Origin of the sequence: Acinetobacter lwoffii, assembly GCF_022809915.1 — a bacterium.
In the GTDB taxonomy this organism is placed as follows: Bacteria; Pseudomonadota; Gammaproteobacteria; order Pseudomonadales; family Moraxellaceae; genus Acinetobacter; species Acinetobacter lwoffii_M.
In genome coordinates, this window is record NZ_JALGQY010000002.1 from 63,830 (window position 1) to 81,556 (window position 17,727).

General features: G+C 39.4%; 15 protein-coding genes. 6 read left to right on the top strand and 9 right to left on the bottom strand.

Annotation, left to right across the window (positions count from 1 at the left end; translation table 11 throughout):
* Positions 1 to 32 precede the first annotated feature (32 nt).
* The 4 genes from MTX11_RS01910 (at position 33) to MTX11_RS01925 (ending at position 3,962) form a co-directional block, all read left to right on the top strand.
* Complete coding sequence (locus MTX11_RS01910; protein ID WP_034609136.1) at positions 33 to 797, top strand: DUF4184 family protein; 765 nt, start codon at positions 33 to 35, stop codon at positions 795 to 797.
* Positions 798 to 959: 162 nt separating this feature from the next.
* Positions 960 to 2,744, top strand: coding sequence for an aspartate--tRNA ligase (gene aspS, locus MTX11_RS01915; RefSeq protein WP_243474220.1), 1,785 nt, complete (start codon positions 960 to 962; stop codon positions 2,742 to 2,744).
* Positions 2,745 to 2,858: 114 nt separating this feature from the next.
* A complete protein-coding gene (locus MTX11_RS01920; protein WP_004278319.1) occupies positions 2,859 to 3,080 on the top strand; it encodes a hypothetical protein in 222 nt (73 codons plus the stop codon).
* Positions 3,081 to 3,098: 18 nt separating this feature from the next.
* Entirely contained in the window at positions 3,099 to 3,962 is an 864-nt protein-coding gene (locus MTX11_RS01925) for a lysophospholipid acyltransferase family protein (RefSeq protein WP_243474221.1), read from the top strand.
* A gap of 7 nt (positions 3,963 to 3,969) precedes the next feature.
* On the opposite strand, the gene MTX11_RS01930 is transcribed toward MTX11_RS01925, so the two are convergent.
* Positions 3,970 to 4,692 (bottom strand): putative nucleotide-diphospho-sugar transferase, encoded by a 723-nt coding sequence (locus MTX11_RS01930; RefSeq protein WP_243474222.1) that lies wholly within the window; start codon positions 4,690 to 4,692, stop codon positions 3,970 to 3,972.
* 270 nt (positions 4,693 to 4,962) lie between these two features.
* Here MTX11_RS01930 and MTX11_RS01935 point away from each other — a divergent pair, with 270 nt between their 5' ends.
* Positions 4,963 to 5,862 carry a glycosyltransferase gene (locus tag MTX11_RS01935; RefSeq protein ID WP_243474223.1) on the top strand — a complete coding sequence of 300 codons (900 nt, stop codon included), beginning with the start codon at positions 4,963 to 4,965 and terminating at the stop codon, positions 5,860 to 5,862.
* Between the two features lie 92 nt (positions 5,863 to 5,954).
* Positions 5,955 to 6,857, top strand: coding sequence for a lipopolysaccharide biosynthesis protein (locus MTX11_RS01940; RefSeq protein WP_243474224.1), 903 nt, complete (start codon positions 5,955 to 5,957; stop codon positions 6,855 to 6,857).
* Between the two features lie 30 nt (positions 6,858 to 6,887).
* Here the strand turns inward: MTX11_RS01940 and MTX11_RS01945 are convergent, their stop codons facing one another.
* The 8 genes from MTX11_RS01945 to MTX11_RS01980 form a co-directional block, all read right to left on the bottom strand.
* Positions 6,888 to 7,826, bottom strand: coding sequence for a glycosyltransferase family 32 protein (locus MTX11_RS01945; RefSeq protein WP_243474225.1), 939 nt, complete (start codon positions 7,824 to 7,826; stop codon positions 6,888 to 6,890).
* A 76-nt stretch (positions 7,827 to 7,902) separates the two neighbouring features.
* Entirely contained in the window at positions 7,903 to 8,664 is a 762-nt protein-coding gene (locus tag MTX11_RS01950) for a glycosyltransferase family 25 protein (RefSeq protein ID WP_243474226.1), read from the bottom strand.
* 9 nt (positions 8,665 to 8,673) lie between these two features.
* On the bottom strand, positions 8,674 to 9,645 hold the full coding sequence (locus MTX11_RS01955; protein WP_243474227.1) for a Stealth CR1 domain-containing protein: 972 nt from the start codon (positions 9,643 to 9,645) through the stop codon (positions 8,674 to 8,676).
* Between the two features lie 41 nt (positions 9,646 to 9,686).
* Entirely contained in the window at positions 9,687 to 10,409 is a 723-nt protein-coding gene (locus MTX11_RS01960; protein ID WP_004647484.1) for a hypothetical protein, read from the bottom strand.
* Positions 10,410 to 10,537: 128 nt separating this feature from the next.
* A complete protein-coding gene (locus MTX11_RS01965) occupies positions 10,538 to 11,464 on the bottom strand; it encodes a branched-chain amino acid transaminase (RefSeq protein ID WP_004278329.1) in 927 nt (308 codons plus the stop codon).
* Positions 11,465 to 11,488: 24 nt separating this feature from the next.
* A complete protein-coding gene (glnE, locus tag MTX11_RS01970) occupies positions 11,489 to 14,239 on the bottom strand; it encodes a bifunctional [glutamate--ammonia ligase]-adenylyl-L-tyrosine phosphorylase/[glutamate--ammonia-ligase] adenylyltransferase (RefSeq protein WP_243474228.1) in 2,751 nt (916 codons plus the stop codon).
* A gap of 94 nt (positions 14,240 to 14,333) precedes the next feature.
* Entirely contained in the window at positions 14,334 to 15,638 is a 1,305-nt protein-coding gene (locus MTX11_RS01975) for an RNA-guided endonuclease InsQ/TnpB family protein (protein ID WP_004278331.1), read from the bottom strand.
* A 172-nt stretch (positions 15,639 to 15,810) separates the two neighbouring features.
* A complete protein-coding gene (locus MTX11_RS01980) occupies positions 15,811 to 17,079 on the bottom strand; it encodes a sensor histidine kinase (RefSeq protein ID WP_243474229.1) in 1,269 nt (422 codons plus the stop codon).
* Positions 17,080 to 17,727 lie beyond the last annotated feature (648 nt).

Genomic DNA, 17,727 nt, shown 5'->3' on the forward strand with positions numbered 1-17,727 from the left:
TTCTGGTTATTTTCATCTTTAAAAAAACTTTTATGCCCTTTACCCTGTCTCATGCTGTACTTGCGCCACCTCTTTCACGTTTAAGCGGAAACCGGCTTCCGATTGCTGCATTGGCGATTGGCTGTATGGTGCCCGATTTACATCGTCTGTTTAGTTCCAGCAATTCGAATGTTACGCATTTATGGTCCTCGCTGATTCATCCAGACCTGTGGATCGGGTTGGGCTTTTGTGCAATCTGGTATGCTCTATATCGGCCAGCCATTTACCGCTTTGTCGGAATTCAGCATGATCTAAATATTCACACTCTCATTTCAGCATTCAAGTTTTTTCTGGCAGTTTGTCTGGCGGTGATCATCGGTACTGCCACGCATTTAATCTGGGATGGTTTGACTCATGTAGACTTTCGTACTTTTGCTTTTCATGATTTTCTAGCACGACCATTTCAGCTTTTTGGACACAGTTATCCGCTGCATCGAATTTTACAAATCGGCACTTCCTTTCTGGCCTTACCGTTTATGCTGTGGATGAGCGTGCATTACTATAAAAAGCATCAGCAATATCTGGCAGTGAACCTGAAAATCAAAGCTTATGCCTGCGGATTATTGCTGTTTTCGATATTCACTGGCCTATTTTCAGTCTGGGATTATGCACGTTATATCTCTACAGAAGTCTGGCAATCCGATCTGTACTATTTTACCGGCCGTTCCATCAATCAATTCAGTCAGGGTTTTCTGATCACCTTTAGTCTGGGCTGTTTGCTGTTTTTATTTTTAGATCGCGATCGCCGGATGGGCTAAGCAAAGTGCTGGCTTTTATCTCATTCACTTTAAAATGATATTGTTTTTGACCCAAGTTCTTGTGACAACATGCCCAAAGAGGCATAATCCTACCTCTACTCAAAGCGGTACGCTGTTTACGTATTCGCTGACCTTAACCCATATAGTTGGATTTCTAACGCTATGATGCGAACTCATTACTGCGGTTCTTTAACCGAAACTCAAATTGACCAGACTGTAACATTATGCGGCTGGGTTCACCGTCGCCGTGACCACGGTGGTGTGATTTTCCTTGATATGCGTGACCGTGACGGTCTTGTTCAAGTGGTTATTGACCCGGATACCCCTGAAGCATTCGCAACTGCGGACAAAGTACGTTCAGAATTCGTATTAAAAATTACAGGCCGTGTACGTCGCCGTTATGAAGGCACAGAAAATGCCAATATGGTGAGCGGTCAGATCGAAGTTTTGGGTAAAGAAATTGAAGTTCTTGCTCAGTCAGACACTCCGCCATTCCCTTTGAATGACGAAAACACCAATATTTCTGAAGAAATTCGTTTGAAATACCGTTTCCTGGATATCCGTCGTCCAGAAATGTTAGATCGTTTACGCTTCCGTTCTAAGTTAACCAACCTGATTCGTAACTACTTCGAAGACAATGGTTTCTTAGACGTTGAAACACCAATTTTGACTCGTGCTACTCCTGAAGGCGCACGTGACTATTTAGTACCAAGCCGTGTATCTAACGGTAGCTTCTATGCGCTTCCACAATCTCCACAGCTATTCAAACAGTTGTTGATGGTGGGCGGTATTGATCGTTACTACCAAATTGCTAAATGTTTCCGTGATGAAGACTTACGTGCGGATCGTCAGCCAGAATTCACCCAAATCGACGTTGAAACATCGTTCATGAGTGACGATGACATCATGGATTTGATGGAAACTTTAACCGTGAAGATGTTCAAAGAACTTCTAAACGTTGAGTTTGATAAATTCCCACGCATGACCTACAACGATGCAATGCGTGACTATGCATCTGACAAACCAGATATGCGTATTCCTTTGAAACTGGTTGACGTTGCAGACTTGATGCAAGACGTTGAGTTCAAAGTATTCGCAGGCCCTGCTAAAGATCCTAAAGGCCGTATCGTTGCGCTTCGCGTACCGGGTGCTGGTTCACTTCCACGTAGCGCGATTGATGAATACACCAAATTTGTAGGCATCTACGGTGCACGCGGTTTGGCTTACATCAAAGTCAACGAACTTGAAAAAGGCATCGAAGGTCTTCAATCTCCAATCGTGAAATTCATCGAGCCAATCGTGCTGGATCTATTGAAACGGGTTGACGCTGAAAATGGCGACATCGTATTCTTCGGTGCAGACAAAGCCAAAGTTGTAAACGATGCTATGGGCGCGCTTCGTGTGAAGATCGGTCATGATATGAAACTTGCAACTTGTGAGTGGGCACCACTTTGGGTTGTTGATTTCCCAATGTTCGAAGAAACTGATGATGGCAAATGGACCTCTGTTCATCACCCATTCACGCTACCAAAATCTAGCGTAGAAGAAGTGAAGAACAACCCAGGCGCTGCGCTTTCTGTGGCTTACGATATGGTATTGAACGGTACTGAAATCGGTGGTGGTTCACTGCGTATTCATAACCTTGAAATGCAAAAAGCGATCTTTGAAGCATTAGGTATTGGTGAAGAAGAAGCGGAAGAGAAATTCAGCTTCTTATTAAATGCATTACGTTACGGTGCTCCTCCGCATGGTGGTTTGGCATTTGGTCTTGACCGTCTGGTAATGCTCATGACTGGCGGTGCTTCGATTCGTGACGTGATTGCATTCCCGAAAACCAAGACTGCCGAATGTCCATTGACTCAAGCGCCAGCACCAGTTGAATCAAACCAACTGCGTGACCTTGGTATTCGCTTACGTGAAAAACCAAAAGCTGAATCTCAAGAATAATTCTTGAAGTTTTAAGTGAAAAAGCCCTGCCTCGTGCGGGGCTTTTTTGTAAGATTGAGTCGCATCTGGAACAGTGGCATAATAGCCACAGTTTTCAATCTAAGGTAATTAGCAATGGCTATGCGTCCTGCAGTTCGTAATCGCAGCATTATGCTTATTGTATTTTCAGTGGTTCAATGGCTGTTCATGCGCTATATCCTTGCCAACAACCTGTTCAACCTCGATACCAATGACCGTATTGTGTATTTTTGCCTGAGCAGTATTTTAGGCGCCCTGCTGATTTTTGTAGGTTTGATATATATGGTGCTGAAGGGCAATCCGGACAAAGACCTATAATCTGACCATCTGGATACCATGTACACCCTACTTAAAAATTTCTCCAAGCTTCCACTAAGATTCATTCAAAATCTTGCGCAACTGGCTGGATCTCTTTTGTATTTCAGCCATTCTTCTGCACGCCGAGTGACTGAGATTAATCTAGCCTCTGCTTATCCTGAACTTTCTGAATCTGAACGGGCTAATTTGACCAAAAGCAGCCTGAAAAGTCAGTGCATGACCTATGCGGAATCAGTCAAGATTTGGGGGTCATCACCAGACTATGCGCTGTCTTTAATTCGAGAGGTGCATGGCGCAGATCTATTTATCCAAGCTTTGCAAAATCCTCAGGGCTGTTTGGCCGTGGTGCCTCATTTTGGTACTTGGGAACTTTTAAATGTCTGGGTGAATCAGCACACCTCTCCTGTGATTATGTATAAGCCCAGCAAGAATCAGGATATTGACCGGTTTATGCTTGAAGCTCGGCAACGTCTGAATGCCACACTAGTGCCTACAGATGATTCTGGTGTGCGTGCTTTATTTAAGCATTTAAAACAGGGTGGTTTTTCTGCAATTTTGCCGGATCATGTTCCTAAAGAATCGAGTGGAATCTATTCTTATTTTTATGGTCAAAATGCGCTGTCCTCTACGCTTCTTTCCAAACTGGCAGCTAAAACCCAATGTTCTGTGGTTGGACTCAGTTGTTTAAGATGCGATGATTTATCCGGCTATGATATTATTGTGACCCAACTTTCTGACGATATTTTATCGAAAGACCTACAGCTTTCTGTTGACACCTTAAATAAAGAAATGGAGCGCATGATTAATGTCGCTCCAGAACAGTATTTGTGGGGGTATAAGCGGTTTAGGAAAATAATTGATGAAAGTAATATTTATCAATAAATTTTAATTATTCAATTAAATCACTTAAAGTTAACTTAATATCGATTCCTAACTTTGTTGTTCGTGCATTAACTTCATTATGTCGTTTAACAATCTTTTTAGTACTTTTTGACAGTAGAGAAGAACGCATTATCCATTGATAAATTGAATTTCTTTGCTCATATTTCTGTATCCAACGCTTATCTCTACTTGCTTGTAATTGTTCAATACTAGGTTGAATCTTATCCCCATATAAATTACGAGATGTATCAAAAATAAATGTATAGTTTGGTGGTAGCTTTTTTAATGTAATAAGGCCTGCATCATGCCACTCATCAACCAAGTTTTGTAAAATAATCTGATCCCAAATAGTTGGATTTTGCAACATACGCTTCTCCCATTCATCCATCAGAGAATGTGCATTTTTAGTGTCATTTATAAAAATAGTACTACTAATTAAACGCTTCTTATCTATGTAATGTACTGCAATATCTTCTTCAATTGCATTGAAGTATGGCCGGATATCCTCAAGAATTATAGCATCAGCATCAACAAATAAAAGTGGGCCATGAGTTTCACGACGCATTTGCGAAATAAACACAGGCTTAAATGCAATAATGGTTTGCCAGTCATCTTTTGAAAATTGCTTTAATAGAATATGAATATTAAATTTTTTTGCTGATTCAGCTAAAATTTGAGCATGCTTCGTATATAGTTTATCATCTGTATGAAAACCAAAAACTGTCAACATTAAGAATCCTTTTAATTTTCTACCAATTTAAGTTTAAAATCATAGATAAAAGTGTGATAAAAAACTATAATTTTAAATTTTTTTCGTAATTATATAACAATATAATACACATAAGTTATTGTAATTTATTTAAAAACCAAAGAAGTCATTGAAATAAATTCGATTATTTTATTCAAGTTTTAATTATAATAGAATAAATAAAAAACATAGTAAATCTTATGTAGTCTTTGTTTTAATATACATTATCATATCACAAAATAATTGATAAAAATGAGTCTCAAAACAATCAAAATTTTTATAGGCTGTGACCCAAACAACTGTGATTTAGAACAAATGATGGTTTTAGACTACAGCATTAAAAAACATACCCAGCAGCCTGTAGAAATTATTTGGATGCAACTTTCGCGTGATCCTTCTAGCTATTGGTATTCTGATCCGAAATCGAATCAAGGATGGAGAACAGAAAACTGGGCGACACCTTTTTCCGGATTTCGGTGGGCTATTCCAGAGTATTGTCAATTTCAAGGTAAAGCCATTTACATGGATACAGATGTCATTGTACTCGATGATCTTGCACTACTCTGGGAACATCCTATTGAAGCCAATGCTATTGTGGCAGCCAAGGGGGGGGGAAGCTCAGCCCGTTTATGCACTTGTGTCTGGGATTGTGAAAAGGCCAAACATTTTCTTCCTAGAATTGAGGAATTAAAAAGTAACCCTGCCAGTCATCAAAGTCTGATGAGCCAAATTCAAAAAGAACCGTCATTGGTTCAAGCTTATAATGATCATTTTAATTGCATCGATGGTGAAAATCTAAGTATCAACGAGATTAAAATTTTGCATTATTCCGATATGGGCACCCAGTTTAGTCACAAATATTCAATTCCTCGTCTTCAACACAATAATTCAACACATTGGTTTGATGGCGAAATTATTCCTCACCCCCGAGCGGACCTGACAACACTTTTTGACCAATACTATCACGAAGCCCTTTCTGCCGGATACCAACTTGAGGACTATACAATTACACCCTACGGAAAATTTCACAAAGCATCTCAAAAAAAATACTCGGGCAATAACATTACTCGGTCAGAAACATCCCAGCCTTGGTTTAAGAGGCTCCTGAGCAAGTTTAAAACCAAGCGTGATTCATTTAATTTAGATCATTAACCCTCTAAGCAACTGAATCATCTTATCAATTAGATTATTCTCAAATAAACTTGATATAACTCATAGAAATAAGCTATGAAAGAGACAAGAATATGTGTGGTTTAATTTTCAATCATTTCGTTCGAAATTTGACAAAATATACCTATAAACTTTTAAAACCGAGTACTTACAAACACAACAGACGCTATTGGCCTTTTTACCGCGTGGTTCGTAATGCATCCGGTCAAATTGATCAAGTTTTTTTTAGGAATACCTTAATTGCAGACCATACGCTTAACTTAAAGAATAAACATTCAAAATGTATGCTGATCGCAACAGGACCATCGATTAAAAAGATTCCTGATAAATTTTTTAAATATGAGAAACTGGACTATATTGGCGTCAATGGAGCAATCGCTTTGAATGAGGTCACTTTTCAACACTATGTCATTATTGATCATGATTTTGTACAAAATCGTTTTGATCTCGTTGAGCGGGTTTTAGACACAGCATGCAATTTTTTCACCACCGCACGTTGCTTAGACTATATTCTAAGAAAAGTAAAAATCGAACAGATTCGTTGCCAATTTAAAATTATTGAAATCACGAGTAACTGTAAAAATGAACTTTTTATGGGAAACACTATTCATGTTGATGAAAAAGTTAAGAGTAATTACTTCTACAATGGTTTTGGCTTTTCTACACATATGTATGACACAGTATTTGACTACTATACCGTGGCTTATACCGCATTACAGATTATGTCAGGATTAAATTACCAACATATCTATATTGCAGGTGTGGATATGAATAACTTCGACCTACCACGATTTTATGAAACTTTAGATGTAAAACAACCTACCTTATTAAACCAGCACACCCAATCAATCATAGCGGCATTTGAAACAGCAGCCTATTTCTTTGAAAGTCAAAAAGTGTCTGTTTATAATCTTTCACCCCATAGTATTATCAAATCATTTAAGAAATTAACGCTCGAACAAGACACCATCCTCTAAGTGGTTCAGATCATCCAACCTGATAGAGCGTTAAGATAAGGTTTTACTCTGATCATCATGGAAATCTAGCAGTGAATCTTGAAAATACATTCCTTTTTCATAAAATTCGCCTATATGTTTACGCTCTTTACCGGCAAATTTAATCAATTTAGGGTATTCACCTGAATGATGATTGATTGCCATTTCAATTAATGTTTTTTCTTTGACCCATTTATTTTTTACCTGATAGTAAAAGGCATTTTGATCACAATCAATTAAAGTAATACTAGGCAATGCTTTCAGCATAATCACCTGACACACCACATAGGAAATCAGGTACTCTAAATTACTAATCTTTTGAAATATTCTCTCATAATTTGGCACAGTACGTTTAATTTCATTGATATATGTTTTAGGGCCAACCTGCATGGCGTTCACCAACTCATCAAACCAATCTTTAAAAAACCTATTGTTAGGAGTCGTTGCTAAAAGCCAATTCTCGATGACTGGAGAATCAATATTGGTAGTGTTTTTTTTACGATAATAGGCAAAACTTTCGGTCTGATTTTGAGAAACCAACTCTTGAATCCAATCTAAATTTTCATAAACGATAATACTTGCATCTAACCAGATTCCTCCATAAACATAAAGTAATTTAAATCTGATTAAATCAGCTTTATGCTGAGGTAGATGAATATTTAAAGAATCAAAATCTATCTGTATAAATTGATCAACAGTTGTTGGTGTTAAAAAATGAACCTCATAATTTGCATTTATTAGCTTTATATTTTCTATGCATTTTTCCACAAATAATGGTACATCCCCCTCCCAATACAGCCAAATCAGCTTAGGTATTTTAACTTCTTCTGGCTTTGGATTAAGCGTAATCATATTTGCGTAATTATGAATTTTTAAATTCGTGCCTCTAATCTTGTAAAAATACATGATATAAAACTTAAGCATATAATAAGTTTTTTTAAATATTTTCATCTAAATTATTTCCAACATGCTCATTGATTTATTCCTTTAATGATAAATATTCAATTATTAAGATATTCGATGAATTTTAAGAATTTAGCAGATATTTTAGTGCATGATAACGATCACGCCACATACGCTTCTGCTTTTTAAAGCCATATGATTTACTACGATTTTCAAGCATTTTTCGAGAAATCCCCTGAGTAGCAACCGTTCCCAAAATATCACTATCGACCCCTGCTGGCTTCACTAGTGGTGGCCAAATCCCTAAACCTTTGCCATTTTGACTTAACCAAGACTGGAAGAAGATATCAACCGGCATATTTATAGTTTTGCCTGCCTCAACAAAAGTCTGTGCTCCCTGCCGCGACCAGATTAACCCTAAGCCACGAATTGGGAAATAAAAAGCATGCCATAGACTTATATCCCCTATTTGCGTAATATCTTTTGCTAGTTTTTTCTTTTTTGAAGCAATATTAATAAGATACCAGTTTAAATCTTGATGTTGGTGCAAATATTCAATGATGCTGTCAATTTTAATCTTAAAGTCACTATTAATTTTAAGGTCATCTTCCAGAACCACTAAATAATCTGCATCAGTGGCTAAAAATTTTTCAGCACATCCATAATGACTTAAATAACAACCTAACTCGGAATTCATTAAACTACGACCTAATACCTTATTAGTTTGATCGTCATTATAATTTATGAATTCAGAGAGTGCTTTACCCCGACCATCATAAGCAGCAAAACGTTCAAACCTCCAGCCCACACTATTAAGCTGCTGAGTTGCTGCAGCTAGACGCTCATCACTTCCGTCTAAATTAATTAAATAAGTTACAACTTTCATGATTAACTCTTAATGCTGAATAGATAGAGGTAAATAGTTTTTAAATTTAGCAATTAAAGCAAAAGATACCTTTTCTGCTTCTTTTGGATCAAATTGATCTAAACTCTGAATACAACCGAATTTAACAGCTGGATTATTCAGGTCTGATAAAAATGTAGATACTAAAGTCTCATTTTTTAAGTAAGCGATATTTATATCATCACACAATATTGTTTTTTCTTCTCGAATTTTTAAATGATTATTCAGCCCTACTGGTAAAAATTGAAAAGCACTTCTAAAACGATGCTTAATCTGTTGAGTTAACGTTGTAGGGTATTTTTGAAAATAATTTTGTAGTACATCACGATCCAATATATGGGGACGATGATGAATTTCATAATATTTATTAAATCCACATAATTCAGCACTAAGCATTTGAGCAATTGTATATTTAGGCTGTAAAGGTTTACCAAAATATTTATTAAGACCTTTACGTAAATTAAATTTTGCTTTAATTAAGGAGTTATTTTCCCAATGTCCATAGACTTTTATCTGGTCACCAACTAAAAAATCATCTAATTCAGATGAGGCATTAAAGAAGAAATCATCATTCAAATAAATAAAATACTTTGATAACCCTGGAATATTCCAAAGCATAGTTTCAATACTTAAAGAATTAAATGTAGGCAAGTATTGCTCATGACCAGCAAATATTGTTCTATGATCAATTATTTTTATCTGCTCAGGAGCACATAATCCCTGTTCGAAAAAATCATGAATATGTGCAGGCTGCTGTTCATCCGTAATAATATAAATTGTTCCAAAATAGGGAACATATTTAAGAATTGAAGCAATTGAAAAATAGATTTCATCATTACTAGCAAATCGAGTTTCTTCTGCTGAACCTTTTACGATATTAGTAGATTGAAACTGTTGCCTTTTAAGTCGATGCTTTACATCATTGCCATCGACCCACGCAATAACAAAATCTATTTTTTCCATAATACTTCTAATCAACAATTAGCTTGAATAAACTCTATAACTTACTGCCAAGCGTCCTTAATCCACTGCGATGGCAACACATAACGATACCATTTACCACCCCCACCATTCACTGCATCTGGCGGATTAATTTCACCGTGGAATACAATAATTTTAGCGCCTTCAGGTTTCACAGGGGGCTTAAAGTAAGCCATCGGGATTTTTTGCAGGCAATGATACTTATAGCTCTTGCACCAACTTTCTGGCCAATAGGTCTGTTTACCTTCACGGTCTACATACCAAGACAAATAGGCTTGCTCATTACGGAATTTTTTACGGATTTCATCAAAGTTTTCACGGAAATAAGGTAACAGACCTGGGAAAGCACCCAGTTTAAACCGGTAAACCGAACTGTTACCGGTAATACGCCACGGCCGTTTCCAGTCATGGATAATCAGAAAGTCGCCCGGATAGGTAAAGAACTCATCGATATTATCGACAATCACCACGTCAAGATCGAGGAAGAGTGCATTCCCCTCCAAGCCATACAGATCTGGCTCAAAAGTAGACAGCTTGTTCCAGCCACGCTCAGGCGCACCTTCAGGCAATGCCAGAGGTGGAATAGGGAAACATTGTACTGCAGGATCAATGCCTTCAGTACGATCCGTCAGACAGACCATTTTAAAGTCGACTGTCGTATGTCGCTTAACCATATTGTATAAACGATTGACGTATTCCGAACCGTATTTGGTTCCCCATTTCATACAAATAACGATGTTACTCATTGCGTATGCCTAAGCTCATCTTAAAATCTTCTTGATGGTGAATATGATGACATAAGTTCGGCAGAATAAGTACATCAGTTAAAAAAAACCTCTCAAATGAGAGGTTTTTTCAATCAGTAAATTCTGAATTACTTCACATACGTTAACCAGTGTGCATATTTCGGGTCTTTGCCCTGAACTGCATCAAAATAAGCTTTCTGGATTTGTGTGGTGATTGGACCACGTACACCTTCACCAATCTGACGATCATCGTATTCACGAATTGGTGTTACTTCTGCAGCAGTACCGGTAAAGAATGCTTCATCTGCGATGTAGAACTCATCACGGGTAATACGACGTTCAATTACGTCATAACCCAGGTCTTTAGCAATCGTAATAATGGTTTGGCGGGTAATACCATCCAGCGCGCCACCTGCGATATCAGGCGTATGAATCACGCCATCACGCACCAGGAATACGTTTTCGCCAGAACCTTGGCATACATAGCCTTGTGGGTCGAGCAGCATTGCTTCGTCATAACCTGAATGCGCCACTTCCTGATGTGCAAGAATCGACAGCGTGTAGTTACCTGATGCTTTGGCCTTACACATAGTGACGTTCGGATGATGGTGGGTAAATGAAGACGTTTTTACGCGAATACCCTTCGCCATTGCTTCTTCACCGAGGTAAGCACCCCAGCTCCATGCCGCAACTACGGCATGAATGGTATTGTCAGTTGCAGCAATACCGAGTTTTTCAGAACCAATAAAAATAATTGGACGTAAATAGCAAGACGCTAATTTGTTTTCACGAACAACATCAATTTGAGCTTGCTCTAATGCTGCTTGATCAAATGGAACTTTCATTTGATAAATTTTTGCAGAATTCAACAAACGCTTCGTATGTTCTTTTAGACGGAAAATAGCCGTTCCATTCGGGGTTTCATAAGCACGGACGCCTTCAAACACACCCATGCTGTAATGCAAAGTATGTGTTAATACGTGAGTTTTTGCCTCACGCCAGTCAACTAGTTGTCCATCTTGCCAAATGAAACCATCACGATCAGCCAAATTCATGCCACAAACTCCAATTTCTCACAATTATTCACTATCCAGTGCAAAGTCTGCACTTGGATCAATCAGTCTTTGCCATAACTTGCAAACGGTCATTCGGGTATCGTGCCAGTCGCTTGCAGACACTTGCATGGATTGATTTGCAAGGGCTAAGCGATGGCTCTCGGCGCGTTCACGGAGATAAGCTTGAATCAGAGCAGTCGCATCGTCGCTGGATAAGCAACCTGATTTTGCGGCATCCTCAAGAATTCGTACATTGTCGGAGAAATGGGCGAGATCTTTATTCGTCCCACTCCAAGCCAACACCGCATACTGTGCCATAAATTCGATGTCTACGATACCACCTGCATCTTGTTTTAAATGAAAAATACCATCTTTTTTTTGCTCTTTAGAAGAACCGAGATGCTCCTTCATTTTCTGACGCATTTTCAGTACTTCTGCCCGTACATAATTTTCATCGCGAGGCTGAATCAAAATATCCCGGCGTAAGACTTCGAACTTTTTTCGCAAGCTCATTTCACCCGCAATCGGACGGGCTCGCACCAGTGCCTGATGCTCCCATAGCCAGGCACTTTTGAACTGGTATTGTTCAAAGGCTTTTAAACTGGTCACCAAAAGCCCAGCTTCGCCCGATGGACGCAATCGGGTATCGACTTCATATACACGTCCATCCAAGGTTTGCGTGGTCATCAGTGACATAAACTTTTGTGCAACCCGCATGGCAAATTCAAAGCCACTGATCGGCTTAAGTCCATCGGTATCGGCCTGTTCACCCATATAGTGAATAAACACCAGATCCAGATCCGAGCCATAACCCAATTCAATTCCACCGACTTTACCATAACCAATGACTGCAAAAGCCGTATGCTCGACTGAACAGCGCTGCCCTTCTGCATCCAGTGGAAAACCATGCTTTTTTGCCACAATCTGATAGGCCAGATGCAGCACTGCATTCACCGATACTTCAGCAATATCGGTCAAGGCATCGGAAACTTTCATTAAAGGACTTTCAGCCAGCACATCACTGGCGGCAACGGCCAGAACATTAGATTTTTTAAACAGGCGCAAAACCCGCATCTGGTCTTCGACCTGGTCAATTTCAATCCGTAAAAGCTGCTGGCGCAAGGAATCTTCCAGATCCTGACGTTTTGGCAATTCAAAATCCATCGACAGGAATTCATCCAGTAGCACCGGATAATGGGTCAGTTCTTCACAAATCCATGGGCTGACCGTGGCCATCTTCACCAGTCGCTGTAACGCCCCTTTACTCTCAATTAACATCACCAGATATACCGTACGGCGCATTACTGATTCCACCAAGGGCATCAGTCGTACCAGTGCGGTCTGCGGATCCTCTGACTGTAAAACTGCTTCGATTAAATGTGGCCAAAAAGCTTTTAAACGCTGCACTGCTTTGGCTGGTAATTTTTTTAAGGCATGCCCATTCCAAAACTCATAGACAAGATTCTTTGCATTCTCGTCCAAAACTTCTTTGAGTTTCTTTTCCAACTGGGAAAAACTTTCAACCAAGGTGTCAGGACCATTTTCCTTAATTAAATGATCAAACTGATACATAACTTTGTCACGTTTCTCATTGAGATATGCCATAAAGCTATCCCAATTAGCAAAACCAAGCGTGTCCGTTATACGCGCCCTTAACTCTGGCTCAGTCGGTAGTGATTGCGTTTGCTGATCATGCAGTGCCTGAATCGCGTGCTCGACCCGACGCAGGAATAAGTAAGCATCTTCCAGATCCTGCACCGCCTGTTCATCCAGTAACTCGGCATCATCCAGATGATTCAGATTCACCAGACACTGCCGATCCTGCAATTCAAGTTTGGCGCCGCCGTAAATCAACTGAAACACCTGCACGATAAACTCGACTTCGCGAATACCACCGGCTCCGAGCTTGATATCATCTTCAATATTACGGCGCTGTACTTCGCGCTCGATCATAGCTTTCATTTCGCGCATGGCTTCAAAAGCGCTGTAATCGACGTACTTGCGAAATACAAATGGACGGGTCATCTCCAGCAGCTCATCGCCTTCCGGACTTGGATTGACAATACGCGCTTTAATCCAGGCATAACGCTCCCATTCACGCCCATGCTGGCTCAGATATTTTTCCAAGGCCGCGTGGCTAATGGCCAGCGCCGAACCATCGCCCCAGGGACGGAGGCGCATATCCACCCGGAATACAAAACCATCCGCCGTGATCTGATCCAGCAAATGAATCAGTTTCTGTCCCCACAGGATGCAAAACTGCTGCACATCAATACATTTGCGCCCATCGGTTTCACCCTGCTCATCGAAGGCAAAAATCAAGTCGATATCACTGGAAAGATTGAGTTCTTGGGCGCCGAGTTTGCCCATCGCGATGACAATCAGATCCTGGACTTTTCCGTTATAGCCAATCGGCTGGCCATACTTGGCAGCGACCGGAATACGGGCAAAATCTTTCGCCGCACAGATGCAGGCATCGGCAAAATCGGAGAGTTCTTGAGTGAGGGTAATAACATCGGTGAGTTGATTGGCATCCTGCCAGATCCAGCGAAACATCAAACGAGCCCGCAGAATACGCATTGCGCGCATCCACGTTGCTTCATCGCTTATATTCAGGATGCAGTGCTGCACCAGCTGATCAATATATTCCCGACTGAGTGAGCCTTGAAACTGATCAATTGCATAATCCTGTTCCAGTAAACTCTGGTGATTGGCCAATACCTGTTCGGTATATTGGCTAGCTCTTAAGGTTTTCTGCAATTGTGCCGCATTCATCACTCAACTCTTCCCCTGAAACATTCTGCTTAGTTTTGACATACTCCCACCACTTTCACGATGTTCAAGTGGGGGATTCTAAAAGTAAAAGCTCTTAGGTGACTTCCTCACGGATTTCACTTGCTTTCTGCTTCGCAAGGCGACCTTTACCGCATCCACCCTCCACAGACAAAACGGTATGTCCTACCGCCAAAATATTGCGAGAAGCATTAATATCTGCATTCTCGCCAAAGCTACACTCGACACAACTAAAGTTTGCTTGAGTAAGCCTATTTTCTTTTGCAACGTGACCACATGAACTACAAGTCTGACTTGTATATTTAGGGTCAACTTTAACGAGTAAACCACCTCGCCATTGCTGTTTGTACACCAACATATTAACAAGCATTGACCAACCTTGATCCAGGATTGATTTATTTAAGCCGGACTTGGCTTTAACATTCTTTCCTTTTTTCTCGATTGAGCCTTTCGCTGACTTCGACATATTGGCTACTTTTAAGTCCTCAACTACGATCATTGCGTGGTTTTTGCTGAGCGTTGTGGTGACTTTGTGCAAGTAGTCATGCCGAATATTGGCAATATGATGGTGTAATGTATTGATCTTGAGATTCAGCTTTTTCCAATTTTGACTGAACTTGTTTTTCTTTCTCAGCTTGCGCTGAAGCCTAGCCAACTTTACTTGATTGGCCTTGAAACTATTGATCGGGTCGAATACTTGACCACTAGACGTTGTAATTAACTTTTTAACACCTAAATCAATGCCAACGGCTGATTTTGATGGGTGGACTGGTGCTTCTACTGTGTTTTCAGCACCAAATGACACATACCATTTCCCGACATGCTTTGAGATTGTGACGTTCTTAATCTCACCCACAATATTTTGTGATTTTCTGAATTTCACAACGCCAATGTCATTAGGTAACTTAACTTGGTTGCCTTTAACCCAACAATATCTGCCAAATTGAACAATACGAATGGAATCATAACCATCAGATTTCTTTTTGAATCGTGGCATAAGTGGTCTAAGTTGAACTTCACCACCATCGGATAATTTAAAAAATCGTGGCTTCTTAGCTCTAAATGGTTTTTGCTTTAACTTAGCTTGTTCCTTTTTGTTAAAAAACTTCCCCCAAGCATCACCAAGATCACGAACTTTTTGTTGGAGTGAAACGCCATTTGAGCTGTTTTCTAGAAAAGCACATTCAGGTTTTTTGCGTAATTCAGGAATTTTATTGACTAAATTAACTTTGTTGATTCGCTCATTATTAGCAAGCATCTCGAACGAAACAGCTAAAATTTGATTCCAAACAAAACGTGCAGAGCCAAGCAACTTGTTTAAAACAAGCTCCTGTTCCGCATTAGGCTCAAGCCTAAATTTGTACGCTTTGTTGATCTTCATTTCGCCTTAAATCTATTTAGATACAGAGACTTAATGCAAATTATTCTATCATATTGCACTAAAAAAAGTCGTGAAATTCACCTCCACCCTAATGTTGGGTGGAGTCCTCTTTCACACTAAAGATAGCAGGAGTTTTGTCTCAGTGGGAATGTTTTAGTTTGAAATTTACCTTTTAAGATTGCTCGATATGTACATCTTCAAGCACCAGTGCCTGATGATCATTGGTGACCATCGGTAAATGCACGGTAAAGGTCGTACCCCGACCCTCTTTGGAATCTACAGCAATTTGACCATGGTTCAGGTCAATAAAGCGCTTGCAGAGCACCAGACCCAAACCTGCCCCTTTCTCTTCAGCTGTGCCTCTGACACTCACACCCAAAGTCGGTTTAAACAGATTCTGCATCTGCTCTTCAGTCATGCCCAAGCCAGTATCCTGAATCGTAATCTTGACCTGCTCGCCTTCCATTTCTGCAGCTAAAATCACTTTACCGCCTTGATTCACCGGGGTGAATTTAAGCGCATTCGACACCAGGTTCTGCAAGACAGAGGTAATCATGTTGATATCCGCATGTACCTTGATGTCTTCAGGAATATTATCAACCAGTTCAATTTTTTTATTTAAGGCCAGACTTTTCAGCACACTGCACACAATATTACTGGATTGTTTCAATTCATAATTAATCGGATGATAAATAAAGCGTCCACCCTCTGCCATCGCCCAAGTCAGCAGGCTTTCCAGCAGGTTATAGGTCGATTGTGCATTATCATATAAATAATCCGCGATGCTCTGGATACTGGATTCGTCCAGAGTGTCACGCTCCTGCGCTAGCACTTCGGAAAAGCCCAGTAAACCATGAAATGGTGCACGCAAGTCATGCGCAATAATCTGGAAAAATTTGGTTTTACTGAAGTTGAGTGCGCATTGCTGTTCATATAATTCTTTCAGTTCAGTATGTTCTTGATTGAGCTGAATTCGAATCACTAAACTTTCAGCAAATTGTTTAATAGTGGCAATATCATCCTGATCAAACCCTTCAGTCTGATCATCAAAGAAAATGACCTGTCCAAAAGACACACCGCTACTTGATTTTAAATTAAAGGCGACTAATCTCTGATGCGCTACACCGAGATTTTTCACATAATTTGACAGTTCTGTATAAGCAGGATGCATCTGGTCAATGACATCTGACTGTTGCAGATACGCAGGCAGATTCACGTTCTGCGGGGCGTACAAGGCCCGGAAACCGCGCGGACAGCTGTACCAGACATATGGTTCCGTATGGAAGCCGATAATACTGGTTTTAACGTTTAAAACTTTACGGGCGATCTTACAAAAGGTGTCTAATAGGTTGTTAGAGGTATAGACACCTAAAATGAGAGATATACGGCACGAACTTAATTGCTCCGTATTCTGACCGACCTCTAGCAGTTTTAGTTCCATGTCTGCCTCTCTGAATGTTTATGGAATAAAGAAAACACAGCCGACCAAATTCATACAATCAATAACAAAGATTCTATATTTACTCAACGATGAAAACCCACCTCTAGGTTAAAGGATTTGTTAACCTGTTTCTATCCAGATACATTCTTAACTGCAAGATACTGATATTTAATTGATTAAGAATAACTTGAAAATTTACTATTCGAAAAAAATCTACATAAGTATTTGAAATTAATATATCTCACCTAAAATAAGTATCTTTATTTGTATTTACTGTAACACAGTACCGAATAAAAAATACCCACCATCGCTTTTTACTCTATTTAAAGTAAAAGCTAATGATTTTTCAACTATATAGTTTGACCTTATGATTAAAAACAGATTTTATATCAGGCTTCATCTACCTAATAATGCTCAGAATTAATTTTTAATTTTTTAAAATATCTTAACAATTCTAATGTAAGAAATATTTTAAATATCAGCATTTCAACTAAAAACAGACCCCAAAAACCACTGAGGATTGTAAAGAACTTACATTTATTAACAAATTAATTGTGAAAATTTTGTGTTTTTTATCATCCATGCAATTTTAGAAGCTGGAATAGTAATATTAAGATAGATCACTTATAAACTATGCATATCCAAGTC

Excerpts from the sequence above, each read along its gene's own strand:
- MTX11_RS01910 (WP_034609136.1), top strand. The coding sequence starts at position 33 with ATGCCCTTTACCCTGTCTCATGCTGTACTTGCGCCACCTCTTTCACGT.
- aspS (WP_243474220.1), top strand. The coding sequence starts at position 960 with ATGATGCGAACTCATTACTGCGGTTCTTTAACCGAAACTCAAATTGAC.
- MTX11_RS01920 (WP_004278319.1), top strand. The coding sequence starts at position 2,859 with ATGGCTATGCGTCCTGCAGTTCGTAATCGCAGCATTATGCTTATTGTA.
- MTX11_RS01925 (WP_243474221.1), top strand. The coding sequence starts at position 3,099 with ATGTACACCCTACTTAAAAATTTCTCCAAGCTTCCACTAAGATTCATT.
- MTX11_RS01930 (WP_243474222.1), bottom strand. The coding sequence starts at position 4,692 with ATGTTGACAGTTTTTGGTTTTCATACAGATGATAAACTATATACGAAG.
- MTX11_RS01935 (WP_243474223.1), top strand. The coding sequence starts at position 4,963 with ATGAGTCTCAAAACAATCAAAATTTTTATAGGCTGTGACCCAAACAAC.
- MTX11_RS01940 (WP_243474224.1), top strand. The coding sequence starts at position 5,955 with ATGTGTGGTTTAATTTTCAATCATTTCGTTCGAAATTTGACAAAATAT.
- MTX11_RS01945 (WP_243474225.1), bottom strand. The coding sequence starts at position 7,826 with ATGAAAATATTTAAAAAAACTTATTATATGCTTAAGTTTTATATCATG.
- MTX11_RS01950 (WP_243474226.1), bottom strand. The coding sequence starts at position 8,664 with ATGAAAGTTGTAACTTATTTAATTAATTTAGACGGAAGTGATGAGCGT.
- MTX11_RS01955 (WP_243474227.1), bottom strand. The coding sequence starts at position 9,645 with ATGGAAAAAATAGATTTTGTTATTGCGTGGGTCGATGGCAATGATGTA.
- MTX11_RS01960 (WP_004647484.1), bottom strand. The coding sequence starts at position 10,409 with ATGAGTAACATCGTTATTTGTATGAAATGGGGAACCAAATACGGTTCG.
- MTX11_RS01965 (WP_004278329.1), bottom strand. The coding sequence starts at position 11,464 with ATGAATTTGGCTGATCGTGATGGTTTCATTTGGCAAGATGGACAACTA.
- glnE (WP_243474228.1), bottom strand. The coding sequence starts at position 14,239 with ATGAATGCGGCACAATTGCAGAAAACCTTAAGAGCTAGCCAATATACC.
- MTX11_RS01975 (WP_004278331.1), bottom strand. The coding sequence starts at position 15,638 with ATGAAGATCAACAAAGCGTACAAATTTAGGCTTGAGCCTAATGCGGAA.
- MTX11_RS01980 (WP_243474229.1), bottom strand. The coding sequence starts at position 17,079 with ATGGAACTAAAACTGCTAGAGGTCGGTCAGAATACGGAGCAATTAAGT.